The 25,251-nt window shown below is 59.1% G+C and carries 21 protein-coding genes; 4 read left to right on the forward strand and 17 right to left on the reverse strand.

Features of this window, described 5'->3' with window-relative positions; genetic code table 11:
- Positions 1 to 21: 21 nt before the first annotated feature.
- The 6 genes from hscB to trmJ all read right to left on the reverse strand — a co-directional run bounded on the left by hscB (position 22) and on the right by trmJ (position 4,136).
- Positions 22 to 540, reverse strand: coding sequence for a co-chaperone HscB (hscB, locus tag CLM71_RS17920; protein WP_105232193.1), 519 nt, complete (start codon positions 538 to 540; stop codon positions 22 to 24).
- 101 nt (positions 541 to 641) lie between these two features.
- Positions 642 to 965 carry an iron-sulfur cluster assembly protein IscA gene (iscA, locus tag CLM71_RS17925; RefSeq protein ID WP_105232194.1) on the reverse strand — a complete coding sequence of 108 codons (324 nt, stop codon included), beginning with the start codon at positions 963 to 965 and terminating at the stop codon, positions 642 to 644.
- A 129-nt stretch (positions 966 to 1,094) separates the two neighbouring features.
- On the reverse strand, positions 1,095 to 1,481 hold the full coding sequence (iscU, locus tag CLM71_RS17930; RefSeq protein WP_105232195.1) for a Fe-S cluster assembly scaffold IscU: 387 nt from the start codon (positions 1,479 to 1,481) through the stop codon (positions 1,095 to 1,097).
- A gap of 24 nt (positions 1,482 to 1,505) precedes the next feature.
- Positions 1,506 to 2,720 (reverse strand): cysteine desulfurase, encoded by a 1,215-nt coding sequence (gene iscS, locus CLM71_RS17935; RefSeq protein WP_105232196.1) that lies wholly within the window; start codon positions 2,718 to 2,720, stop codon positions 1,506 to 1,508.
- Between the two features lie 59 nt (positions 2,721 to 2,779).
- Positions 2,780 to 3,274: a Fe-S cluster assembly transcriptional regulator IscR gene (gene iscR / locus CLM71_RS17940; RefSeq protein WP_105232197.1), complete on the reverse strand. Its 495-nt coding sequence runs from the start codon at positions 3,272 to 3,274 to the stop codon at positions 2,780 to 2,782.
- A 136-nt stretch (positions 3,275 to 3,410) separates the two neighbouring features.
- Positions 3,411 to 4,136 (reverse strand): tRNA (cytosine(32)/uridine(32)-2'-O)-methyltransferase TrmJ, encoded by a 726-nt coding sequence (gene trmJ, locus CLM71_RS17945; RefSeq protein ID WP_105232198.1) that lies wholly within the window; start codon positions 4,134 to 4,136, stop codon positions 3,411 to 3,413.
- Positions 4,137 to 4,307: 171 nt separating this feature from the next.
- Here trmJ and suhB point away from each other — a divergent pair, with 171 nt between their 5' ends.
- The gene (gene suhB, locus CLM71_RS17950; RefSeq protein ID WP_105232199.1) at positions 4,308 to 5,111 is read left to right on the forward strand and encodes an inositol-1-monophosphatase; all 804 of its coding nucleotides are present in this window, start codon (positions 4,308 to 4,310) and stop codon (positions 5,109 to 5,111) included.
- Between the two features lie 61 nt (positions 5,112 to 5,172).
- Here suhB and CLM71_RS17955 read toward each other — a convergent pair whose 3' ends face one another.
- Both CLM71_RS17955 and CLM71_RS17960 read right to left on the reverse strand, forming a co-directional pair.
- Positions 5,173 to 6,195, reverse strand: a complete 1,023-nt coding sequence (locus CLM71_RS17955; protein ID WP_105232200.1) for a nickel/cobalt transporter — start codon at positions 6,193 to 6,195, stop codon at positions 5,173 to 5,175.
- Positions 6,186 to 6,821 (reverse strand): DUF1007 family protein, encoded by a 636-nt coding sequence (locus tag CLM71_RS17960; protein WP_105232201.1) that lies wholly within the window; start codon positions 6,819 to 6,821, stop codon positions 6,186 to 6,188. The genes CLM71_RS17955 and CLM71_RS17960 overlap by 10 nt, the downstream gene beginning before the upstream one ends.
- Positions 6,822 to 6,997: 176 nt before the next feature.
- Here CLM71_RS17960 and csiE point away from each other — a divergent pair, with 176 nt between their 5' ends.
- Positions 6,998 to 8,263: a stationary phase inducible protein CsiE gene (gene csiE, locus CLM71_RS17965; RefSeq protein ID WP_105232202.1), complete on the forward strand. Its 1,266-nt coding sequence runs from the start codon at positions 6,998 to 7,000 to the stop codon at positions 8,261 to 8,263.
- On the opposite strand, the gene CLM71_RS17970 is transcribed toward csiE, so the two are convergent.
- On the reverse strand, positions 8,260 to 9,405 hold the full coding sequence (locus CLM71_RS17970; protein ID WP_105232203.1) for a 3-phenylpropionate MFS transporter: 1,146 nt from the start codon (positions 9,403 to 9,405) through the stop codon (positions 8,260 to 8,262). The two genes, csiE and CLM71_RS17970, sit on opposite strands and share 4 nt — an antisense overlap.
- Before the next feature lie 161 nt (positions 9,406 to 9,566).
- Positions 9,567 to 10,820, reverse strand: coding sequence for a serine hydroxymethyltransferase (glyA, locus tag CLM71_RS17975; protein ID WP_105232204.1), 1,254 nt, complete (start codon positions 10,818 to 10,820; stop codon positions 9,567 to 9,569).
- Positions 10,821 to 11,241: 421 nt separating this feature from the next.
- Between glyA and hmpA the strand changes: the two genes are divergently transcribed.
- Positions 11,242 to 12,432 (forward strand): NO-inducible flavohemoprotein, encoded by a 1,191-nt coding sequence (gene hmpA, locus CLM71_RS17980; RefSeq protein ID WP_105232205.1) that lies wholly within the window; start codon positions 11,242 to 11,244, stop codon positions 12,430 to 12,432.
- Positions 12,433 to 12,472: 40 nt separating this feature from the next.
- Here hmpA and glnB read toward each other — a convergent pair whose 3' ends face one another.
- The 6 genes from glnB to purL all read right to left on the reverse strand — a co-directional run bounded on the left by glnB (position 12,473) and on the right by purL (position 22,906).
- Complete coding sequence (gene glnB / locus CLM71_RS17985) at positions 12,473 to 12,811, reverse strand: nitrogen regulatory protein P-II (RefSeq protein WP_004847623.1); 339 nt, start codon at positions 12,809 to 12,811, stop codon at positions 12,473 to 12,475.
- Positions 12,812 to 12,824: 13 nt separating this feature from the next.
- On the reverse strand, positions 12,825 to 14,447 hold the full coding sequence (locus CLM71_RS17990; protein WP_105233484.1) for an NAD+ synthase: 1,623 nt from the start codon (positions 14,445 to 14,447) through the stop codon (positions 12,825 to 12,827).
- Positions 14,448 to 14,553: 106 nt separating this feature from the next.
- Complete coding sequence (gene glrR, locus CLM71_RS17995) at positions 14,554 to 15,891, reverse strand: two-component system response regulator GlrR (RefSeq protein WP_105232206.1); 1,338 nt, start codon at positions 15,889 to 15,891, stop codon at positions 14,554 to 14,556.
- Positions 15,888 to 16,751: a two-component system QseEF-associated lipoprotein QseG gene (gene qseG / locus CLM71_RS18000; protein WP_105232207.1), complete on the reverse strand. Its 864-nt coding sequence runs from the start codon at positions 16,749 to 16,751 to the stop codon at positions 15,888 to 15,890. Before qseG ends, glrR begins: the two co-directional genes overlap by 4 nt.
- A 3-nt stretch (positions 16,752 to 16,754) precedes the next feature.
- Positions 16,755 to 18,191, reverse strand: a complete 1,437-nt coding sequence (locus CLM71_RS18005) for a HAMP domain-containing sensor histidine kinase (protein ID WP_105232208.1) — start codon at positions 18,189 to 18,191, stop codon at positions 16,755 to 16,757.
- Between the two features lie 824 nt (positions 18,192 to 19,015).
- Positions 19,016 to 22,906 carry a phosphoribosylformylglycinamidine synthase gene (purL, locus tag CLM71_RS18015; RefSeq protein WP_105232210.1) on the reverse strand — a complete coding sequence of 1,297 codons (3,891 nt, stop codon included), beginning with the start codon at positions 22,904 to 22,906 and terminating at the stop codon, positions 19,016 to 19,018.
- A gap of 279 nt (positions 22,907 to 23,185) precedes the next feature.
- Between purL and mltF the strand changes: the two genes are divergently transcribed.
- Complete coding sequence (gene mltF / locus CLM71_RS18020) at positions 23,186 to 24,649, forward strand: membrane-bound lytic murein transglycosylase MltF (RefSeq protein ID WP_105232211.1); 1,464 nt, start codon at positions 23,186 to 23,188, stop codon at positions 24,647 to 24,649.
- Here the strand turns inward: mltF and tadA are convergent.
- On the reverse strand, positions 24,646 to 25,152 hold the full coding sequence (tadA, locus tag CLM71_RS18025) for a tRNA adenosine(34) deaminase TadA (protein ID WP_105232212.1): 507 nt from the start codon (positions 25,150 to 25,152) through the stop codon (positions 24,646 to 24,648). The genes mltF and tadA overlap by 4 nt on opposite strands.
- Positions 25,153 to 25,251: the final 99 nt, after the last annotated feature.

Raw genomic sequence — 25,251 nt, forward strand, 5'->3', positions numbered from 1 at the left:
GAGCTTCCAGAATTAAAAAAATCACTCAAAACCCAGCAGTTTTTCTTCGAGTTGTTCAACCTGTTGCTGGAGTTTGTCCAAAAAGCGCAGTTTGCGCACGGTATCGGCGGCGTCGGTCCACTGTTCGCTGTCCAACTGCTGCACCATCTGGGCGCTGCGCTGTCTGACGGCGGCGGCGAGGCGTTCGCCAAAGGCGGCCAGCGCGGCGTCATCCGCTTTGCGTTCAATGCCGTCAAGCTCTTCACGCAGCTCCAGCTGTTCCATCAGGAACGCCGTATCGCGCAGGGTATGTTGTTCATTACCCAGATCAAAACCGTGCAACGATAGCATATACTCGGCGCGTTTTAACGGGTGCTTCAGGGTCTGGTAGGCTTCGTTAATGGTCGCCGCCTGCTGCAGCGCCATCAGGCGTTCGCGTTCCGGCTGGCTGGCAAAACGGTCGGGATGGAATTGACGTTGCAGATCCTGAAAGCGGGATGCAAGCAGGCTGCCGTCCACGGGATAGCGAACTGGCAGCCCGAATAAAGTAAAGTAATCCATAGCGTGCTCTGGGCGTTATCGTGAGGGTTTCGGGTCCCCCCGCGCCGTGCGGGGGCATCTCATCCCTCCGCAAAGCCTCTGCGGAGGAACACGACGGGCTATCAGACGTTGAAACTTTCGCCGCAGCCGCACTCGCTTGAGACATTCGGGTTGTTGAACTTGAAGCCTTCGTTCAGGCCTTCCTTAACGAAATCAAGTTCGGTGCCGTCAAGGTAGACCAGGCTTTTGCCGTCAATGATCACCTTAACGCCTTTGTCTTCGAAGATCATGTCGTCGTCATTGACTTCGTCAACAAATTCCAACACGTACGCCATCCCGGAACAGCCGGAGGTGCGAACCCCAAGACGCAGGCCGAGACCTTTACCGCGGTTATTCAGGAACGCCTGAACGCGTTGCGCAGCGCTGTCGCTCATAGTAATCGACATAACAACCTCACACTCAATATCCCCTGCATCTTGCAAACCGGCGTCGGGGAGCGAACCGGCCCCGGGACAACAGACATCGTCCCAATAAACGCGGGCGCAGCATGCAACATGCTACGCCCTACACTGAACTTACTTGGCGTCGTGCTTGCTTTTATAATCAGCAATCGCCGCTTTGATCGCGTCTTCCGCCAGGATAGAGCAGTGGATTTTTACCGGCGGCAGTTCCAGCTCTTCAGCAATTTGGGTGTTTTTAATCGCTTCCGCCTGATCCAGCGACTTGCCCTTCATCCATTCGGTCACCAGCGAACTGGAAGCGATGGCGGAGCCGCAGCCGTAGGTTTTGAAACGCGCATCTTCGATGATACCGGCGTCGTTCACCTTGATCTGCAGCTTCATCACGTCGCCGCAGGCCGGTGCGCCGACCATGCCGCTGCCGATGCTTGGGTCTTCATTGTCGAAGGAACCCACGTTACGCGGGTTTTCGTAGTGATCGATTACTTTTTCGCTGTAAGCCATGACCTTGCTCCTGAATCCTGAGAATTAATGATGTGCCCATTCGATGCTGTTGATATCCACGCCCTGCTTGAACATTTCCCACAGCGGAGAAAGGTCGCGCAGACGGCCGATAGACTTGCGAACCAGCTCGATGGTGTAGTCGATCTCTTCTTCGGTGGTGAAACGCCCCAGCGAGAAACGGATCGAACTGTGCGCCAATTCATCGCTCATTCCCAGCGCACGCAGCACGTAGGATGGCTCCAGGCTGGCGGAGGTACAGGCTGAGCCAGAAGATACGGCCAGGTCTTTCAGCGCCATAATCAGCGATTCGCCTTCAACATAGTTGAAGCTGACGTTCAGGATGTTCGGCGCGCCCTGCTCCAGGTCGCCGTTCAGGTATACTTCTTCCATATCCTTCACGCCGTTCCACAGACGGTCGCGCAGCGTGCGCAGGCGCGCCATCTCGCTGTCCATCTCTTCTTTGGCGATGCGGTACGCTTCGCCCATGCCGACGATCTGGTGCACAGGCAGGGTGCCGGAACGCATGCCGCGCTCGTGGCCGCCGCCGTGGATCTGCGCTTCGATACGGATGCGCGGCTTACGGCGTACGTACAGCGCGCCGATGCCTTTCGGCCCGTAGATTTTGTGACCGGAGAAGGACATCAGGTCCACTTTCAGCTGGCTCAGATCGATAGGCAGTTTGCCCACGCTCTGGGTCGCGTCCACGTGGTAGATGATGCCGCGCGCGCGGCACATTTCGCCGATGGTGGCGATATCCTGCACCACGCCGATTTCGTTGTTCACGTGCATGATGGACACCAGAATGGTGTCATCGCGCATCGCCGCCTCAAGCTCTTTGAGGTCGATGATGCCGTTGCTCTGCGGCGCCAGGTAGGTGACTTCAAACCCTTCGCGCTCCAGCTGACGGCAGGTGTCCAGCACGGCTTTGTGTTCGGTTTTGCTGGTGATGATGTGCTTGCCTTTTTTCTGATAGAAATTGGCAGCGCCTTTAATCGCCAGGTTGTCGGATTCGGTCGCCCCGGAAGTAAACACGATTTCACGCGGATCGGCGCCCACCAGTTCAGCAATCTGATTGCGGGCGATATCCACCGCTTCCTCAGCCTGCCAACCGAAACGGTGGGAACGGGAAGCCGGGTTACCGAAGGTGCCGTCCAGGGTCAAAAACTGCATCATTTTTTCAGCAACGCGCGGATCAACCGGCGTCGTTGCTGAATAATCCAGATAAATCGGTAATTTCATTGCTCTTGTGCTCCGTACATCACTTCCAAAAACAAAATGCTCAAGTATTCGTCAGCTGCTTATGCGCGCAGATTAACGTTGATCGTCTCTTCCTGGCGGCCGTTGGCGGAACGGCGCGTGTCATTATTCTGACGGTCGGCAACATCCAGTACTTCCTGATTATTGACCAATTCAGCCAGCGTAATGCTGTTCAGGAAACCGCTGATACGCTCGCTCAGGTCACGCCACAGGGTGTGCGTCAGGCAGCGATCGCCGCCCTGGCAGCCTTCTTTCCCCTGACAGCGGGTCGCGTCGACCGATTCATCAACGGCGGTAATCACCGCGCCGACGGCAATCTCGCCGGCGTCTTTGCCCAGCAGATAACCGCCACCCGGGCCGCGCACGCTGGCTACCAAACCGTTCTTACGCAGACGGGAAAATAATTGCTCCAGATAAGAGAGCGAAATTCCTTGCCGCTCTGAAATATCAGCCAATGGTACGGGCCCTTCCTGGGAGTGCAATGCCACGTCAAGCATAGCGGTTACGGCATAACGGCCTTTGGATGTCAGTCTCATAGTCAATGGTTACCTGTTGGTCAAACATGGCGGAAAGTCTGACATTCCCGAGTAATTCAGTCAACTATTTAACCGAGTAATTCACTCAGGTATTAGCACGTTTTGTAATAAAGCATAACGAATACTTATTTTTCAATTATTTGCCTAGCTTATCTATCGACGTCAGCATGCCGCGCAGAATATTCAGCTCCTGCGCTTCCGGGCGCGCGCGGGTAAACAGACGACGCAGGCGGCTCATCACCTGTCCCGGATGCGTCGGGCGAATAAACCCGCTGCGCTGCAGCGTCTGTTCCAGATGCTGATAGAAACGCTCAAGGTCATCCACCAGCGGGTAAGCTTCTTCTTCCTGCTGCGCCGGCGCTTCCGCCTGCTGGCGGTCGAGGTAGGCAACGCGCACCTCATAGGCCAGGATCTGCACCGCCATCGCCAGGTTCAGCGAGCTGTAATCCGGGTTGGCCGGGATCGCCACGTGGTAATGGCACTTTTGCAGTTCATCGTTGGTCAGGCCGACACGTTCACGGCCAAACACCAGCGCTACCGGCGCCTGCTCGCCCTCTTTCACCGCCTGCACGCCGCATTCGCGCGGTTCAAGCATCGGCCAGGGCAAGGTGCGGGAGCGTGCGCTGGTGCCTACTACCAGACCACAGCCGGCGATCGCTTCGTCAAAGGTGTCAACAATGGTGGCGTTGCCGATAACATCGCTGGCGCCGGCGGCCAGCGCGATGGCCTGAGAATCAGGTTTTACCAGCGGATTGACCAGATAAAGGTTGGTTAAACCCATGGTTTTCATGGCCCGGGCCGTTGAGCCCATATTGCCGGTATGAGAGGTTTCAACCAGAACAATGCGGATATTGTGCAGCATACAAACTCTGAGCGTGTCGGAAATCGCAGTATCCTATCACAGGAGACGACTTAATGGCATGCGCGTTACGCCTGCCTGCAATTTAACCGGTGAAGAGGTTAGGCATTTCACAGAACACCTGCTATACTCCGCGCCGTTTCCTGTTCTTTAACATCCTAGTGGAAGATACCCATGCATCCGATGCTGACTATCGCCGTGCGCGCTGCGCGTAAGGCCGGTAACCTGATTGCCAAAAACTACGAAACTCCGGACGCTGTTGAAGCGAGCCAAAAAGGGAGTAACGATTTCGTCACTAACGTCGATCGCGATGCAGAGCATCTGATCATCGACGTCATCCGCAAGTCTTACCCGCAACACACTATCATCAGTGAAGAACGCGGCGAGCTGATTGGCGAAGATCGCGATGTACAATGGGTGATCGATCCACTGGATGGCACCGCCAACTTTATTAAACGCTTCCCACACTTCTCCGTTTCTATCGCCGTGCGCATCAAAGGCCGCACCGAAGTGGCGGTGGTTTACGATCCAATGCGCAACGAACTGTTCACCGCAACCCGCGGCCAGGGCGCACAGCTCAACGGTTACCGTCTGCGCGGCACCAGCGCCAAAGACCTCGACGGCACCATTCTGGCCACCGGTTTCCCGTTCAAGGCGAAACAGCACGCGCCGGCTTACATCAATCTGATCGGTAAACTGTTCACCCAGTGCGCCGACTTCCGCCGTACCGGTTCCGCCGCGCTGGATCTGGCCTATGTTGCCGCCGGCCGCGTTGACGGTTTCTTCGAGATCGGCCTCAAGCCGTGGGATTTCGCCGCAGGCGAGCTGCTGGTGCGTGAAGCCGGCGGCGTGGTCACCGACTTCGTCGGCGGTCATAACTCCTTCAGCTCCGGCAATGTGGTCGCCGGCAACCCACGCGTCGTCAAAGCGCTGCTGGGCACCATGCGTGAAGAACTGAGCGAAGCGCTGAAGCGTTAATCAGACCCGCCAGCAAACAAAGGCGAGGCTTAGGCCTCGCCTTTGTCGTATCTATTCCGCCTTAACGCGAGAAAGGCCGCACCCCGCCGCTGAACTCCGGCTGCGCGCTGGCGTAAAGCAATACCCCGGCAAACAGCAACAACAACCCGCCCAGCAACGCCAGCGATCCCCACGCCACCGCCTGCCAGTTTGCCGACGCGCGCGACACGCTGATGCGTTCCGCCAGCCGGCGACCGTAATGTACAAACAGCGCCAGCAGCGAAATGGTCAGCGATGTGCCCAGCGCCATCGCCAGCGCCGACGCCACGCCCCAGGCAAACACGCCCAGCACCTTGGAAAACAGCAGCACCAGAATCGCGCCAGAACAGGGTCGGATGCCCATCGCCAGAACAATCGCCGCCCGCGTGCGCCAGTCGCTGCCGGCCTGCAGTTCGCTGTCGCTGGGTAAATGACGGTGCCCGCAGCCGCAATGCGCGCTGTGCACGTGATCGTCGGCCAGCGGCTGCAGACGCTGGATACGCAACGCCGGCGCCGGCTTCAGCGCCTTCAGCGCGGCGGCCAGACGGCGCAGCGCCCGCCAGCTCAGCAGTGCGCCCAGCAGCACAACCAGCAGGTAACTGCCCTGCTCCAGCCAGAAGCTGCTTTGGTGCAGTTGACGCGATGACAGCTGCAGCACCCCCAGCAGCAGCGCCACCAACGCCACCGCCACCAACCCCTGCAGCAAAGAAGCGGCAAAGGTCAGTTTCAGGCTGCTTTTCAGCCGCGTCGGATGCGTCGCCAGATAGGTCGAAATCACCACTTTACCGTGGCCCGGCCCCAGCGCGTGCAATACACCGTAGCTCAGGCTGAACAGCATCAGCGTGATTCCGGCGCGCTGCGGATCGGCTTTCACCTGCTGCAACAACGCCGCCAGCTGCTGGTTCAGCGTTTTCTGCCACGCCACGCTCTGCAGCATAATTTGCGGCCAATAGTGCCACACCAGCTGCGCACCGGCCGCCAGCGCCAGCAGCAGCAACAGTAATGGCCACAGGCTGGCGGCCCAATGACGGCGACGAAGCGGCGAGCTGCCGAGATTTAGTGACATTGTAAAGTAATCCGTTGGGCGAATTGTTGGCCAAGCTGCAGGTCCTCTCCCGGCGAATCGTTTTTATCCAGCGACAGCGCATACGCCTGCAGCGAGGCGTCCGGTGTGGGCGTGAACAGCTCGAAGCGACACTGCTGCGCCATCTCGGCCGGCAGATGGATCGCCGATGAAGCCTGATAGCTCATATCGACAAAGTAGGTGGGATCATAGGTGGAGATACTAAAAGGTTTCCCCGCCAGCGGCTGCGGATGCGCCAGCGGCAGGACAAACTCCAGCACCGCCTTGTGCCCCTGACGGGAAAGCCGGTATTCCGGCGGCAAATTGGTATATTTCACCGGTTTGCCGTCGCGGTAGATATCGGTAAAGTAGTGCTGCCCCAACACGTTGGCCATCACCTGCGCCGCCAGTTTTTTCCAGGTTTCCGAGTCGCTTTTGGCATTCTGCGCATCGTACAACAGGTCCGCCGACGTCATTTCGTCCATCACCCACACCATTCTCAAACCAACCAGTTGCTGTTCCTGCACCACAAAGGTGGTGTTCATATCGATGAAACTGTGCGGATGCGCCACTGCATCCACGCTATACCACGCCGCCAATCCGACCAGCAAACCTCTTAGCTTCATCATATCAACCTGTACTTTTGTTATAACATAACATAATGTATTGATAAACCGGCATCATACCACGCCAGAATTGTGACGAAAGTTATAAGCCGAAGCAAAACCCGGCGCCAGAACCGCGCCGGCTCAATACCGTTTGCTATGCTTAAACATAATTTCAATGTTACCTGCTGGATACACCCATGAGCCTGGACACTTCCCCCGTGCCTGAGCTCTCCAGTCAACAGCGGCGCTGCCGCCTGCTGTTGCTGCTGTTTACTCCGCCGCCTACGGTAAAACTGGAGACTATCAGCCACATCAACGGCGTCGACCTCCCCACCACCCGGCAAGATATCGCCGAGGTGAGCAGTGAAATCCGGCGATTCCATCACCTGGAGATCGCGGGAACCCCCGAAGAGGGCTACCAACTGACCGGGAGCACGCTGAATCAACGCCTCTGTCTGATCCATTGGCTACGACGGGCGCTGCGCTGCTGCCCGCAGTTTGTTGAAGACACCTTCAGCCCGCAGCTGCACCGGGCGTTGACCCTCGACAGCGCCCAGGCGGCCCGCTTGCAGCAGGCGTTGGAAAACTGTGCCGCCACCCTGAAACAGCCGCTTGAGGAGCGCATCCGCCTGTTCCTGCCGCCCTATCTTTGCTACTGCCTGTGGGAAATCCGCCAACAGCGCCACCCGTCGTTCACCGACGCCCAGCGCGCCTGGCTGCATCAGAAGCCGGAGCAACAGGCCGCCGCCAGGCTTTATCCGCTGCTGCTGGCGCTGTCCCGTCGCCCCCCTCAGGCCGATGAACAAGACTTTCTGGTGCTGATGTTCACCCTGTTAAAAAACCACAGCTATGAGAGCGATCACTCTGACGAAGATTTACGCCTGATGGCGGCGATCGAACGGATGGTTGAACATTTCCAGCAGCTTTCCGGCATGAGTTTCAGCAGCAGAGCGGACCTGATTACCCATCTGTTCGCCCATCTGGCGCCGGCGGTAGAGCGCTGCCACTTTGATATCGGTATTGATAATATGCTGCTAGAAGAAGTGGTGCGTAAATACCCGCGGCTGATGCGCACCACGCAGCAGGCGCTGGAGCCGTTTGAGCAGGAATATGGTATTCGTTTTTCGCGCGAGGAGGCCGGCCTGGTGGCGATAAGCTTCGGCGCCTGGCTGATGCAGGGCAACGCCCTGCAGGAAAAACAGGTACTGCTGCTGACGCTGGATAACCCGCAGCTGGAGGAAGAGCTGGAGTATCAGCTGCGTGAACTGACGCTGCTGCCACTCAATATCAAATATCAGCCGCTGCGCGACTTTCTGCGTTCCGGCGCGCCGCATGACGTCACGCTGGTGATCACCCCTTACGCCGCACCGCCGCAGGCAACGCAGCCGCCTTTGATCTACACCGAACTGCCGCTGGCGCGCGGGCAACGCAAGACCCTGCGCGCCCTGCTGGAAACTCCTTAACGCGCGACGCTGACCGCCGGCGGCCGGATAAACAGCGCCGGCAGCACAAGCGCCGCCATCACCCAGAACACGCCGCCCTGCCAGTGTTCAAACAGGAAGCCGGCGATCACCGTCATCACCGCGATGCCGCCGCCCAGCGCCAGGCCGGAATAAACCGCCTGCAGACGAATAACGTCCGGCCCGCTGCGTGCGCTGATAAAGCGCATCGCCGCTAGGTGGCAGACGGTAAAGGTGCCGCAGTGCAGTATCTGCACCAGCAGCAGCCAGCCCAAATCGGTGGTGGCCCCCATCAGTCCCCAGCGCGCCACGCCGCAGCAGGCCGACAGCAGCAGCAGATTGCGTGCGTTCCAGCGCCGGAACAGGAGGCTGCTGCTGGCGAAAATAATCACCTCGGCCACTACGCCCAACGACCAGAAATAGCCGATGGCAGCGGCCGAATAGCCGGCCTCCTGCCAGTAAATCGAGGCAAAGCTGTAATAACCGGCATGCGCGCCCTGCAGCAGCGTCACGCACAGCAGAAAACGCCAGACCGGCCCTTCCGTCAGCAGTTCACGCCACGAGCGTTGCGGCTGGTTCTGTACGCGCGTCTCTCCCTGCGGCATCACCGTCGGCTTCAGCAGCATGCCGAGCAACATCGCCAGCAGGCTGGCAAGCAGACAGTATAAGATGGCGTGATGTCCCCAGACCGCAACCAGTTGGCCGGTCAGCGCGGAGCCAATCACAAACGCCAGCGATCCCCACAGCCGCACCCGGCCGTAGTCCAGCGTAATTTGCTTTTGCCAGGTGCCGGCCAGCGCGTCGGTCAGCGGCACCAGCGGTGAAAAGAACAGGTTAAAACCGGCGATGACCAGCATCAGCCAGCCCCAGGCGTTGCCAAAACAGAAGCCGACGGCGAAAGCCAGCGTCAACAGCGCCAGAATGCGCAACGCCGTCACCAGATTGGCGGGATCTTTCACCCGAGGGGCAATCAGCAGGCTGCCGAGAAAGCGCGCCACCAGTCCGGCGCCCAGTAGAATACCGATGACATCAGGCTCCAGCCCTTCGCCCTTGAGCCAAACGCTCCAGAACGGGAGATAAATACCGTAAGAAAAGAAGTAGGTGAAATAGCTGAGCGCCAGCCAACGTGTTGATTGCAGAACCATGTTCCCTCCGGTGTGTGGGCGATACTTTGACAGAGCTCACACCGGCCCGCAATAACGCTTACGACCTATAGGATGATAGTGCCAAACACCTCACACTTTGCCCGGTAACAGACGCAAAAAAACCCGCCGCAGCGGGTTTTTTCAGGGTGCGGAAACGCGGATTACGCGTAAACCGGCAGACGGGCGCAGATATCCAGCACTTTCTGTTTAGTGCGTTCGATAACGGCTTCGTCATGGATGTTGTCCAGCACGTCGCAGATCCAGCCGGCCAGTTCGCGCACTTCCGCTTCCTTGAAGCCGCGACGGGTAACAGCCGGGGTGCCGATACGGATGCCGGAGGTGACGAACGGGCTCTTCGGATCGTTCGGCACGCTATTTTTGTTGACGGTGATGTTGGCGCGGCCCAGTGCAGCGTCAGCTTCTTTACCGGTCAGGTTTTTATCGACCAGATCCAGCAGGAACAGGTGGTTATGCGTACCGCCGGAAACCACGTTGTAGCCGCGCTCCAGCACCACTTCCACCATCGCTTTGGCGTTTTTCGCGACCTGCTGCTGATAGGTTTTGAACTCTGGCTCCATCGCTTCTTTCAGCGCCACCGCTTTACCGGCGATCACGTGCATCAGCGGGCCGCCCTGCCCGCCCGGGAACACGGCGGAGTTCAGTTTCTTATACAGATCTTCGTCGCCGCCCTTCGCCAGGATCAGGCCGCCGCGCGGACCGGCCAGCGTTTTGTGGGTGGTGGTGGTTACGATGTGCGCGTGAGGCACCGGGTTCGGGTAGACGCCTGCGGCAATCAGACCAGCGACGTGCGCCATGTCGACGAACAGGTAAGCGCCGATGCTGTCGGCGATTTCACGCATTTTGGCCCAGTCGACTACGCCGGAGTATGCGGAGAAGCCGCCGATGATCATTTTCGGCTTGTGAGCCTGCGCCTGCTTGGCCAGGTCGTCATAGTCGATTTGGCCTTGTTCGTCGATGCCGTAAGGCACCACGTTGTACAGTTTGCCGGACAGGTTAACCGGAGAGCCGTGAGTCAGGTGGCCGCCGTGCGCCAGGTTCATCCCCAGGATGGTGTCGCCCGGCTGCAGCAGCGCGGTGTACACCGCGAAGTTGGCCTGGGAGCCGGAGTGCGGCTGCACGTTGGCGTAATCGGCGCCGAACAGCGCCTTCGCGCGGTCAATCGCCAGTTGCTCGACGATATCCACATATTCGCAGCCGCCGTAATAACGCTTGCCCGGATAACCTTCTGCGTATTTGTTGGTCAACTGAGAACCCTGAGCCTGCATCACGCGCGGGCTGGTGTAGTTTTCAGAGGCAATCAGTTCGATGTGCTCTTCCTGACGAACGACTTCCTGTTCCATTGCGCGCCACAGTTCGGCATCGTAATCTGCAATGTTCATTTCACGCTTTAACATCCGGCATCTCCTGACTCAATCAGCTAACTTAAAATCACCCGTTTTGGGTTGTGGGCCACAGTGTAAACTGTTTTCCCCCATTGAGGATAGGCCTTGACAGAGGTTTTTACGCAAACGATTGGCTTGAGGCTGCGCAAGGCTTTAATCCATTTAAGCTTCCCGTATTTCAACGGATATTTTCTCATCGGCCCGATGCGTTTTTTTCATGTTCTGTGAGGCGGATCGTCAGTTAACAAATACGCAACAAAAAAGCGGGTATTTACAACCTGTTAAGAAGCTTATAAGATGCATTTAAAATACAATATTAAAACTTCACCATAAGGCTGCCCCACAATCCATCAAAAAACATGGGAAACCGTGGGGATAAACTGATGACCCGCCTGATACCTGAAGCAGGCCGGACATATACAGGAGTATGACCATGCTGGATCAACAAACCATCGCCACCGTCCAATCAACCATTCCTCTGCTGGCGGCGACCGGCCCCAAACTGACTGCCCATTTCTACGACCGCATGTTTACCCACAATCCAGAGCTGAAAGATATTTTCAACATGAGCAACCAGCGTAACGGCGACCAGCGGCAGGCGCTGTTCGACGCCATCTGCGCCTACGCCGGTAATCTGGAAAACCTGGCGGCGCTGTTGCCGGCAGTGGAACGCATCGCGCAAAAACATACCAGCTTCAATATCCAGCCGGAGCAGTATCAGATCGTCGGCACCCACCTACTGGCGACGCTGGACGAAATGTTCAGCCCGGGCCAGGAAGTGCTGGATGCCTGGGGCAAAGCCTACGGCGTACTGGCCGACGTGTTTATCCAGCGCGAGGGGCAGATTTATCAGGAAAGCGCCACCGGCGACGGCGGCTGGCGCGATCGCCGCGCGTTCCGCATTGTGAAGAAACAGCCGCAGAGCGACATTATCAGCAGCTTTATTCTGGCGCCGGTGGACGGCGGTAAGGTGGTTGACTTTAAACCGGGGCAGTATCTGGCGGTATATATCAAGGACGATGGCCTGGAACATCAGGAAATCCGCCAATATTCCCTGACCGCCGCCCCTAACGGCGAATACTACCGCATTGCGGTCAAACGCGAGGATCGCGGGCTGGTATCCAATTATCTGCATCAGAAAGCACAGGAAGGCGATGTCATCGATATCGCGCCGCCGCACGGCGACTTCTTCCTCGACGTGGCGCCGACCGCGCCGGTGGCGCTGATCTCCGCCGGCGTTGGTCAGACGCCGATGCTGGGCATGCTCAATACGCTGCACGCCAAACGGCATCAGGCCGAGGTGCACTGGCTGCACGCGGCGGAAAACGGCCAGGTGCATGCTTTTGCCGATGAAGTGGCGGCTATCGCCGCAGAAATGCCGAACCTCAGCCGTCACGTCTGGTACCGCGAACCGGGCAAGGATGATGTGGCTGGACGTGACTATCAGTCACAGGGTCTGATGGATCTTGGCGCGCTGCGCGCGACGCTGGTGAATCCGCAGATGCACTACTACTTCTGCGGCCCGGTCGGCTTTATGCAGTTTGTCGCCAAACAGCTGCTGGAGATGGGCGTCGACGCCGAACGCATGCATTACGAATGCTTCGGCCCGCATAAGGTGCTGTAAGGTTCGCCGCCGGGCAGGGCTACCCTGCCCGGCGCATCGCTTAAATCGCCTCTTCGTCCTGCTCGCCGGTGCGGATACGCACCACGCGCGCCACGTCGAAAACGAAGATCTTGCCGTCGCCAATCTTGCCGGTCTGCGCGGTCTGCATAATGGTTTCCACGCAGGTGTCGACGATATCATCGGCCACCACAATCTCAATCTTCACCTTCGGCAGAAAGTCGACCATATACTCCGCGCCACGGTACAGTTCGGTATGCCCTTTCTGGCGGCCAAAGCCTTTGACCTCGGTGACCGTCATCCCGGTGATGCCGACTTCCGCCAGCGCTTCACGCACGTCATCCAGTTTGAACGGCTTGATAATCGCGTCAATCTTCTTCATTTGTATTCCTTAATTACCAATTTTTGCGGCCAAAGCCGGATGTGATCGGATAGCGGCGGTCCTTGCCGAAGTTACGGGCGGTAATACGCGGCCCGACGGCGGCCTGACGCCGTTTATACTCATTAATATCCACCAGACGGATCACCTTGCGCACCACCGCCTCGTCAAAGCCGGCCGCCACCAGATCGGCCACCGACTTGTCGTGTTCGACATAGCCTTCCAGAATAGCATCCAGAATGTCATACGGCGGCAGGCTGTCCTGGTCGACCTGATCCGGCGCCAGCTCCGCCGACGGCGGACGGTCAATCACCCGCTGCGGGATGACGTAGGAGACGGTGTTACGGTACTCCGACAGTTTGAACACCAGCGTTTTCGGCACGTCCTTCAGCACGTCGAAACCGCCGGCCATATCGCCGTACAGCGTCGCGTAACCCACCGCCATCTCGCTCTTGTTGCCGGTGGTGAGCACGATGCTGCGGCGCTTGTTGGACAGCGCCATCAGCACCACGCCGCGACAGCGCGCCTGCAGGTTCTCTTCGGTGGTGTCTCGCTCGGTGCCGGCAAACATCGGCGCCAGCTGCCCCATAAAGGCGTCAAACATCGGCTCGATGGAGACCACGTCAAATTCCACCCCCAGAATCTCCGCCTCTTCTTTTGCATCGGCGATGCTGATATCGGCGGTATAGCGGAACGGCATCATCAGCGCCTGCACTTTTTCTTTGCCGAGCGCATCGACGGCGATCGCCAGCGTCAGCGCCGAGTCGATACCGCCGGACAGGCCAAGCACCGCGCCCTGGAAGCCATTCTTATTCACATAGTCGCGCACCGCCAGCACCAGCGCCTCGTAAATCTGCGCCAGCTGCGGCAGCTCGGCGGCCGGCGCGGTCATCGGCTCAACCTCCAGCTCGTTGAAGCGCAGCAGCGTGACCTGTTCGGCAAAGGCCGCCAGGCGGTGCGTCATATTGCCGGCGGCATCGAACACCTTCGAGCAGCCGTCGAAAATCAGCTCGTCCTGGCCGCCGATTTGGTTCAGGTACACCAGCGGCAGATCGGTGCGGCGACAGTGGCCGGCCATCAGCGTCTTGCGGATATACGGCTTCTCGCGGTTATACGGCGACGCGTTGATCGACAGCACGATCTCGGCGCCGGCCGCTTTCAGCGTATCGATCGGCTGCGGGAACCACAGATCCTCACAAATCAGCAGCCCCAGACGGTAGCCTTTCAGCTCGACGACGCAGCTGTCATCCCCTTCATGGAAGTAGCGTTTTTCATCAAACACGCCGTAGTTGGGCAGTTGCTGCTTGAAGTAGCGCGCCTGCAGTTTACCTTCGGCAAACAGCGACAGGGCATTATACAGTTTGCCCTCTTCACGCCACGGGTGACCAACCAGAATCGCCACCTCGCCGGACGCCTGCTGCAGGCGGCCCAGCTGCACGTCGCAGCGCTGGTAAAAATCATCGCGGTACAGGAGGTCTTCCGGCGGATAGCCGGACAGCGCCAGTTCGGTGAACATGACCAGATCGGCTCCCGCCTTCTGCTGCTCCTGCACGATTTGCAACATGCGTTCGCTGTTGCCTTCAATGTCGCCCACCAGCAAATTCAGCTGGGCCAACGCAATGGAAAGTGATCTGCTCATAACTTTATGCTCTGCCATGCATCACAAACATGGAGTGTATACCCTTCACCGCGCCGTTTACGCGTCGGCTGGGGGATATCCACACCCGCTTAGTGGGTTGAAAATATCATTCTTTAAAGTCGTTGGCGTCCAGTTCGTGGCGCGACAGCAACTTATAAAATTCGGTACGGTTACGGCCCGCCATACGCGCCGCCTGTGTCACATTGCCCTTGGTAATCTGCAGCAGTTTGCGCAGGTAATGCAGCTCAAACTGGTTGCGCGCCTCGGCAAAGGTCGGCAGCGCGGTGTTTTCGCCCTCCAGCGCCTGCTCAACCAGCGCCTCGCCGATCACCGGCGCCGAGGTCAGCGCCACGCACTGTTCGATCACGTTCACCAGCTGACGCACGTTGCCCGGCCAGCTGGCGGTCATCAGACGCTTCATCGCATCGGTGGAGAAACTGCGCACAAACGGTTTATGCCGTTTGGCCGATTCACGCAGCAGGTGATTGGCCAGCAACGGAATATCCTCGGCGCGCTCGTTCAGCGCCGGGATCTTCAGGTTCACCACGTTCAGGCGGTAGTACAAATCCTCACGGAATTCGTTTTTCGCCATCGCCTTCGGCAGGTCACGGTGGGTCGCCGAGATAATGCGCACGTCGATATCCAGATCGCGGTTGCTGCCCAGCGGACGCACCTTGCGCTCCTGCAGCACGCGCAGCAGTTTAACCTGCAGCGACAGCGGCATATCGCCGATTTCATCGAGGAACAGCGTGCCGCCCGCCGCCGCCTGGAACAACCCCTCGCGGTTGCTGACCGCGCCGGTAAAGGCGCCTTTGGCATGGCCGAACAGCTCAGACTCCAGCAGCTGTTCCGGCAGCGCGCCGCAGTTAATGGCGATAAAGGCTTTCTTGGCGCGCGGGCTGGCGCGGTGGATCGCCTGCGCTAGCACCTCTTTACCGGTGCCGCTTTGGCCGTTAATCAGTACGCTGACGTCCGACTGCGCCACCATGTTCGCCTGCTCCAGCAGACGCAGCATCGCCGGGCTGCGGGTGACGATATCCTCACGCCAGCTGTCATCGCCCGCCGGCGCCGACAGCGACAGCGCTTCGTCAATCGCCTTGTATAACGCATCGCGATCGACCGGTTTGGTCAGGAAGCTGAATACCCCCTGCTGGGTCGCCGCCACGGCGTCCGGAATGGAGCCGTGCGCGGTCAGAATAATCACCGGCATGCCGGGCTGACGCTTTTGGATTTCCGCAAACAGCGCCATGCCGTCCATCTCATCCATGCGCAGATCGCTGATCACCAGATCGATCTGCTCGCGCGCCAGCAGGCGCAGCGCTTCCTGTCCGCTTTCGGCGGTCGTAACGTGAAAACCTTCGCTGGTCAGGCGCATGCCCAGCAGCTTCAGCAGGCTGGGATCGTCATCAACCAGAAGTAAATTGGCCGCTTTACGTGCTGTCATTGCGCGTCGGACTCCTTGTTGGCCTCAGGTGGCGCGTAAGTATCTTCAGGCTCGACGGGAATGGCGGTGCCTTTTTCCGGTATGCTTTCCGGCTCAGCCGTCTTGCGCACCGAGGCGCCGTTACCGGCCTTGCCCTGCGGCGCGTTATTGTCCGGCAGCTCGCCCTGCAGCTGTTTGCGCGAGGAGAGACGCCGCTCAATGTCCGTCAGGTTCTCCAGTTTACGCGAGGTTTCCTGCAGCTGATTTTGCAACCGCGCCTGACTTTGGCGCAGAGCATCGACCTGGTTGTCGCTGTTTTCCTGCAGACGCTGGTAACGCAGTCGCTCTTCGGCCAACGCTACCTGCTGCTGCTGCTGCTGACGCCACAGCTGCAGCAATGGACGCAGAGAGCTGGGGAAATCCAGGCGATAGCCGTTAAGCCGATCGAGCATCTGACGCCGCTCCGCCTGGGTTGGCTCGGCGCTGCCGAGCAGAATGCTTTGCTTGAAAACGCCGTCCCAGCTGGCGGCCGGCAGCGCTCTCGCCTGCGCGCGCGCCTGCGTGGATCCGATACGTTCGGCACAGTCCATGGCACGCAGCCAGTACAGGGAATTCTCCAGCGCTTCTTTACCGTCCAACTGCCACAGGGTGTCGCAAGGCGCGATGTGGTAATCCACCACTTTGGCGTCAGGAATAGCCTCTTGGGGCTGCTGTCCCAAACCGCCGCTGACGGCGCGATCGGCGCAGCCTGCCAGCAACAGCGGGACAAAAAACAGCGTCCCCAATAAAGAGAGCGGACGTTTGCCGAGCAAAGCACGTTGCTGCGCGCGCGTTGAAGGTTCGGTCTTCGGTAGACGAGCGCGTTTAGACCATGTGTACATTATTTATTCGTTCTCGGCGGTTAGTGGCAATTCAATACGGAAACAGACATCGGCATCGTCGACGTCAACCAACTGCAGCTCCCCGCGCATGCGGCGGATGCAGTCATGAGCGATACTCAGCCCCAGTCCGCTTCCTTTTACCGCCCCTTTTCGCTGGTGACTACCCTGGAAAAAAGGCTCGAAAATCATGGCTCGTTCGGCTTCGGGGATTGGCGTGCCGGTGTTGGCGACGTCAATCTGCACCCGCTGCCCTGCCTGACGGCTGCGAATCCAAATGTTACCGGATTCCTTGCCATAGTGCACCGCATTGGAATAGAGATTATCCAGCACGCGCATTAATAGCGTAGGCTCTGCCCAACAGTTTTTCGCTTCCAGCGCGATATCGGTGCGAATCAGCTTGGCCCTTGCCGGCAGGCTGTGCGCGGCCACCACCTGCTCAACCATCTCCGTCAGCGCGACCGCCTCATGCTCCGACGGGCCGTCGGCCAGCTTACGGTTATAGTCCAGCAGTTGCTCAATCAGCTGCTGCAGATGGCGGCTGCTCTGGTCGAGAATCGTCACCACCTCTTTCTGGTCGGCGGTCAGCGGACCGGCCACCTCATCCGCCAGCAGCTCGGTGCCTTCGCGCATGCTGGCAAGCGGCGTTTTCAGCTCATGGGAAATATGGCGCAGGAACTCGTGACGCTGAGATTCCAGCCAGGCCAGCCGTTCGCTCAGCCAGATAATGCGCTGCGCCAAAGAGCGCAGCTCGCGCGGCCCTTTAAACGTCGCGGCGGAACCGAGCGCCCGCCCCTCGCCCAGCCGGTTAATCATCCGTTCGATCGCCTTGACCGGCCCGATAATCATCCGGGTAAACAGCACCACCAGCAGCACGCTGACCAAAAACAGCAGCAGCGCCTGCCAGCCGAAGTACTGGCCCCGCTCGGCAATTGCCTGCTGCAGCTGCTGGCCGCGGGAAAATACCACCGCCCGCGTCGCCTGCACCATTTCCGCATTGGAATTGGAGAAGGATTCAAGCAGGGTTGAGGCGTCTTTATCCGGACCGCTGCTCTGGCACTGGATGGTCGCCAGCTGCGTTAGCAGCTGACGCAATGTTTGATAATAGCGTTCATCGGGCAGGATTGGGGCATGCGCGTCGAGCATTTGCGAATATTGCTTACGCTGGTTCTGATACAGCCGCGCCAGCGTGGGATCGACCAGCACGCAATATTGCCGGTAGCTGCGTTCCATCTCCAGCGCCACGCTGGTCATCGCCTCACTGCGGCGCGCGTCCACCAGCGTCGTCCGGTTGATATTAGCCGCCTGCGCGCTGAGATGATCGAGGCTCTGGTAGGCCTGATAGGCCAGCACCAGCAACGGCAGCAGCACCAACAGAAACGCCATCAGCACCAGTTGGCGCAGCGAGCGGGGGAATAAACGCCATCTTTTCAACGAAATCATCTCATTGTCCCTTGTCTGCCCTGATGCTAACCGAGTCTTCAGCAAGAGAAAAGCCTGAACGGCGGGATCGGACAGTGAAGTTTCACCGGGTATGGCATCCAGGACGGCAATAGCACAGGAAAAAGGGAAAATCGCAGCGGGAACAAGGAAATTGACGTTGGGGCATCGCGCCCCAGCGCAAGGAAGATGTGGATGCCCGTTGGCCTCGTCCCCTGGGTGATGTAGCAAAATGCTGGCATCGAACAGGACGAATAGCATCCTAATGTATCCGGGATTGATGAAAAAGCTCATCACAGTTGGATACAGGCGGTGCCTCACTCCACGTGTCGCCCGATGCTTGATAAAGTCGCGTAAGCGGCAATTATCGGTTTAGTTGGACGATAGGCACCATTTCTTTGGCATCATTCGGAGGCTTATGAGGCAAGATGTCCGTCACAAGACGGCGCCGTCATAAAAAGTTGAATGAGCAACTGCAGTCATTAATGCACACAGCGTGCCAACTTTAAGATACACAGCATAATGTATTGATTTTATTTAGTTAAAATTTAATTATCCATTTTCAGTCCGCTTATGGTCATGCTGCCGGCGCTGCTTTCTTCGCCATGCCGTCGCCAAAACCCGACACCTTAAGTGAATTTTATTATCACTCTTATAAATCAATACGTTAAATGTCACCTTTTGACGACACCCTAAATAACCCTTGTCGCAAAATACCGACATTTTATATAAAAACATTTAAATACAATGCATTAAAAAAGGGAACGTCACCGTTCCCTTATTATCTCGTTGGCCGAGCCGAAGATGGCCCGGCCTCAAACCGCGATTTAGCCTAACTGCCGGCGGGCGTTGCGGAACATCCGCATCCACGGGCTGTCTTCGCCCCACTCTTCCGGATGCCAAGAGTTGCTGACGGTGCGGAATACGCGCTCAGGGTGCGGCATCATCACCGTCGCGCGCCCGCTGGCGCTGGTCACCGCAGTGATGCCGTTTGGTGAGCCGTTCGGGTTGGCCGGATAGTTCTCCGTCACCTGACCGGCGTTGTCCACAAAGCGCAACGCCACCAGGTTATGGCTCTCCAGCGCCGCCAGATGGGCCGCGTCACGCACCTCTACATGACCTTCGCCGTGCGAAACCGCAATCGGCATCCGAGAACCGGCCATATCCTGCATAAACAGCGACGGGCTGGCCGCCACTTCCACCAGGCTGAAGCGCGCTTCAAAACGGTCCGACAGGTTGCGTACGAAACGCGGCCAGTGCTCGGCGCCCGGGATCAGGTCGCGCAGGTTGGACAACATCTGGCAGCCGTTACATACGCCCAGCGCCAGCGTCTGCGGACGATGGAAGAACGAGGTGAATTCATCACGCACCCGCTCGTTAAACAGAATGGACTTCGCCCAGCCTTCTCCGGCGCCCAGCACGTCGCCGTACGAGAAGCCGCCACAGGCCACCAGCGTGTGGAAGTCCTGCAGGTCGCGGCGCCCGGACAGCAGGTCGCTCATATGCACGTCCACCGCGTCAAAACCGGCGCGGTGGAACGCTGCCGCCATCTCCACGTGCGAGTTGACGCCCTGCTCACGCAGCACCGCCACCTTCGGACGCGCGCCGCTGGCGATATAAGGCGCAGCGATGTCGTCATCCGGCGCAAAGGTCAGCTTGACGTTCAGCCCCGGATCGCTGTCATTCTGCTTGGCCTGGTGTTCCTGATCGGCACAGCTCGGATTATCGCGCAGGCGCTGCATCTGCCAGGTGGTTTCCGCCCACCAGGTGCGCAGGGTGCTGCGGCTTTCGCTGTATACCGGCTGCTCGCCACTCTTGATCACAAAGCGATCGTCCTGCTGCACGCGGCCGATGCGGTGCACATTGTCCACCAGACCGTGTTGGGCAAACGCCTGCAGTACCGCCTCGACCCGATCGGCGCTGACCTGAATCACCGCACCCAGTTCTTCGTTGAACAGCGCCGCCAGCGTATCCGCGCCCAGCGTCTGAATATCCGCCTCCACGCCGCAATGGCCGGCAAAGGCCATTTCCGCCAGCGTCACCAGCAGGCCGCCGTCGGAACGGTCGTGGTAAGCCAGCAGCGCACGATCGGCCACCAGCTGCTGCATGGCGTTAAAGAAGCCGGCTAACTGTTCGACATTACGCACATCCGCCGGCTTGTCGCCCAGTTGCCGATACACCTGCGCCAGCGCGGTAGCGCCCAGCGCATTATGGCCGTTGCCGAGGTCGATCAGCAGCAGTTCAGTGTCACCCTTGTCGGTGCGCAGCTGCGGCGTCACGGTGTGGCGCACGTCTTCCACGCGGGCAAAGGCGGTGATCACCAGCGACAGCGGTGACGTCATTTCGCGCTGTTCGTCACCTTCCTGCCAGCGGGTTTTCATCGACATCGAGTCTTTACCCACCGGGATGGTGATGCCCAGCGCCGGACACAGCTCTTCGCCCACCGCTTTTACCGCTTCATACAGGCCGGCATCTTCGCCCGGGTGGCCCGCAGCGGCCATCCAGTTAGCGGACAGCTTCACGCGTTTGAGCGAACCGATTTCCGTCGCCGCCATATTGGTCAGCGCTTCACCGACCGCCAGACGACCGGAAGCGGCAAAGTCCAGCAACGCCACCGGCGCGCGTTCGCCGATCGACATTGCTTCACCGTAGTAGCTGTCGAGGCTGGCGGTGGTCACCGCGCAGTCGGCCACCGGAATCTGCCACGGCCCCACCATCTGGTCGCGCGCCACCATACCGGTAACGGTACGGTCGCCGATGGTGATCAGGAACGTTTTTTCCGCCACGGTCGGCAGGTGCAGCACGCGCTTCACCGCGTCCGCCAGCGTAATCGCTTCGCGCGCCATCGGCTCGCCCTGCGCCTGCAGCCGGGTGACGTCGCGCGTCATTTTCGGCGTTTTGCCCAGCAGGACGTCCAGCGGCATATCGATTGGCTGGTTGTCGAAATGTGTATCGTTAAGCGTCAGATGCTGCTCTTCGGTCGCCTCGCCGATCACCGCGTACGGCGCGCGCTCGCGGCGGCAGATTTCGTCAAACTGCGCCAGTTGTTCCGGCGCCACCGCCAGCACGTAACGCTCCTGCGATTCGTTACACCACACTTCCAGCGGGCTCATGCCCGGCTCATCGTTCAGGATGTCGCGCAGTTCGAAACGCCCGCCGCGGCCGCCGTCGCTGACCAGCTCCGGCATGGCGTTGGACAGGCCGCCCGCGCCGACGTCGTGAATAAACAGAATCGGGTTTTCCGCACCGAGCTGCCAGCAGCGGTCGATCACTTCCTGACAGCGACGCTCCATTTCCGGGTTATCGCGCTGTACCGAGGCAAAATCCAGGTCAGCGTCAGACTGGCCGGAGGCCATGGAAGACGCCGCGCCGCCGCCCAGGCCGATATTCATCGCCGGGCCGCCCAGCACCACCAGCTTGGCGCCGATGGTGATTTCACCTTTTTGTACGTGGTCGGCGCGGATGTTGCCGATGCCGCCGGCCAGCATAATCGGCTTGTGATAGCCGCGCAGTTCGACGCCGTTGTGGCTGTTGACCTGCTCTTCATAAGTACGGAAGTAGCCCAGCAGCGCCGGACGGCCGAATTCGTTGTTAAACGCCGCGCCGCCCAGCGGGCCTTCGGTCATGATGTCCAGCGCGGTAACGATGCGCTCCGGCTTGCCGAAGTCCTGCTCCCACGGCTGTTCAAAGCCAGGGATACGCAGGTTGGACACCGAGAAGCCGACCAGGCCGGCCTTCGGCTTCGCCCCGCGCCCGGTGGCGCCCTCGTCGCGGATCTCGCCGCCGGAGCCGGTCGCGGCGCCCGGCCATGGCGAAATAGCGGTCGGGTGGTTGTGGGTTTCCACCTTCATCAGGATATGCGCATCTTCCTGATGGTAATCATACTGGTCGCTGCCCGGCGCGGCGAAAAAGCGGCCGACCTGAGAGCCTTCCATCACCGCGGCGTTGTCTTTATAGGCCGACAGCACGTGATCCGGCGTCTGCTCAAAGGTATTTTTGATCATTTTGAACAGCGACTTCGGTTGCTGTTCGCCGTCAATCACCCAGTCAGCGTTGAAAATTTTATGACGACAGTGCTCAGAGTTGGCCTGCGCGAACATATACAGTTCGATATCCGTCGGGTTGCGCCCCAAACCGGTAAAGGCATTCAGCAGGTAGTCAATTTCATCCTGCGCCAGCGCCAGGCCAAGCTTGAGGTTGGCCTGCTCCAGCGCGCCGCGCCCTTCGCCCAGCACATCCACCGTCTGGTAAGGGGCCGGCTGATGATGAGCAAACAGCTGTTGTGCCTGTTGCAGATCGTCAAATACCGTTTCCATCATGCGGTCATGCAGCAGCGCGGCCAGCCGCTGCCACTGCGCATCGTCCAGCGCCGGCGCGCTGATATAAAACGCCAGGCCGCGCTCCAGACGCACCACCTGCGTTAAACCGCAGTTATGGGCGATATCGGTCGCTTTGGAAGACCAGGGGGAAATCGTGCCCGGACGCGGCGTCACCAGCAGCAGGCGGCCTGCAGGGGCATGTTCGGCGAGAGAGGGACCATACTTAAGCAAGCGCTGAAGTTTGGCGTGTTCTTCGGCACTTAGCGGTGCGCTAACATCGGCAAAGTGGACGTACTCGGCATAGATATCACTGACCGGAAGTTGTGCGTCCTGGCAGCGGGACAGCAGTTTGGTAATACGAAAAGCCGACAAAGCGGGCGAACCACGCAGTATTTCCATAATCAAAGTTCTCTCGTCTTCGAAGCAGCTGATTTCAGCGCTTCATTGGGCGCAACAGGGGAAAACGCGCGCCATTATAGAGAATCCGCGCCGCAGACGAAACCGTTTGCGTGGTGATTATTGATAATTCCTAATTCTGCCGTCTGATTGTCATATTGTGTCAATAAAGTTGCACACTGGCGTTTTGTTACGCAAAATGCCCGCAAATACTGTCGATATCCCCATACTAATAAATGCTTTCCGGCCCGATGCAGACAGGCGTCGCCGCGAGATAACTATTTGAAACACCAAAAACTAAACTACATTCTCATCGGCGTTATCACCGTGCTTCTGGCTCTTGCGCTCTGGCCGAACATCCCCTGGCGCAGCGGTCAGGGCGGGCAACTCGAAGAGATCATATCCCGGGGAGAGCTGCGCATCAGTACGCTCAACTCGCCGTTAACCTATTTCACTACCCCCAAAGGCCCGAGCGGCCTGGACTATGAATTGGCGAAACGCTTCGCCAATTATCTGGGCGTGAAACTGGTCGTTTTGCCGCATCAAAACATCAACGATCTGTTTGACGATCTGGACGATAATGATGCTGATATTCTGGCCGCCGGCCTGATCTACAATCAGGAGCGCCTCAGCCGCGCCCGTACCGGCCCGGCCTACTACTCCGTCTCCCAGCAGCTGGTGTACCGGCTGGGCAATGCGCGGCCGAAAACCTTTGCCGACATTAAAGGCAAACTGGCGGTGGCCTCCGGCTCCGCCCACGTCAGCACGCTGAAACAGCTGAAACACGATAAATATCCTGACCTGCAGTGGGAGTCATCCAGCGACCGGACATCGCGCGAGCTGCTGGAGCAGGTGGCCGCCGGCAAACTGGACTACACCATCGGCGATTCAGTCAGCATCGCGCTGCTGCAGCGCATCCACCCGCAGCTGGCCGTCGCCTTCGACGTCGCCGACGAGGAGCCGGTCACCTGGTACCTGAAACGCAGCGGCGATGACAGCCTGTATGCCGCCATGCTGGACTTCTTCAGCCAAATGGTGGAAGACGGCACGCTGGCGCGGCTGGAAGAGAAATATCTCGGCCATGTCGGCAGCTTCGACTACGTGGACACCAAATCTTTCCTGTCGGCGATCGATTCGGTGCTGCCGACCTACCAGCCGCTGTTCCAGAAATATGCCACGGCGTTTGACTGGCGCCTGCTGGCGGCGATCGCCTACCAGGAGTCGCACTGGAATCCGCTGGCGACCTCACCAACCGGCGTGCGCGGCCTGATGATGCTGACCCGCGCTACCGCCGACGGACTCGGCGTGAACGACCGCCTCGACCCGGAAGAGAGTATTCAGGGCGGCGCACTCTATCTGCAGCGCCTGATGGCAAAAATACCGGAAACGGTGCCGGAAGATGAAAGGATCTGGTTTGCGCTGGCGGCCTATAACATCGGCTGGGGGCATATGCTCGACGCGCGCAAACTGACCAAAATGCAAAGCGGCAATCCAGACAGCTGGGTCGATGTGAAACAGCGCCTGCCAATGCTCAGCCAAAAGCGCTACTACCCGCAGCTGACCTACGGCTATGCGCGCGGCCGGGAAGCCTATAACTACGTAGAAAACATCCGCCGTTATCAGGTCAGCCTGGTGGGATACCTGCAGGAAAAAGAGAAAAAAGCCGCGCGGGAACGGCAGGAGCAGACCGCCATGATGCAGAGCTACCCGGCGGTGCCGGCCAAACTGGCGCTCAACCTCGATTAATCCGCAGCACCGGCCGCGCGCTGCGCCAGCTTCAGCGCCTTTTTCTGTTCGCGGCGCAGGCGGAAAAAGTTGCTCAGCGTCGCGGCGCACTCATCCGCCAGTACGCCAGCGGTAATCTCCACCTGATGATTCATGCCCGGATGTCGCAGAATATCCACCAGCGAGCCTGCCGCACCGGTCTTTTCGTCTGAGGCGCCATACACCAGACGCCGTATGCGGCTGTGCACCATCGCGCCCGCACACATCACGCAGGGTTCCAGCGTCACGTATAACGTCGCATTCAGCAGCCGGTAGTTCTGCAGCACCGCGCCGCCCTGCCGTAACGCCATAATTTCCGCATGGGCGGTCGGGTCATGGCGGCCAATCGGCCGGTTCCAGCCCTCGCCGATAACCTGATTGTCCAGCACCAGCAGCGCCCCCACCGGCACCTCGCCTTCTTCCTGCGCACGCAGGGCCAGTTTCAGCGCCTGGCGCATCCAGTAATCGTCATTATATTCGGTCATTATCTCGTTCCTCGTGCGCTTTGCGGCCGGCATTATACACAGTAGCCGATTCCCGCTCCTCTTTTGTCACCGGCAAAAGCACGCTCGCTCCCGAACAGC

Source organism: Serratia sp. MYb239, assembly GCF_002966855.1.
GTDB lineage: Bacteria > Pseudomonadota > Gammaproteobacteria > Enterobacterales > Enterobacteriaceae > Serratia_B > Serratia_B rhizosphaerae.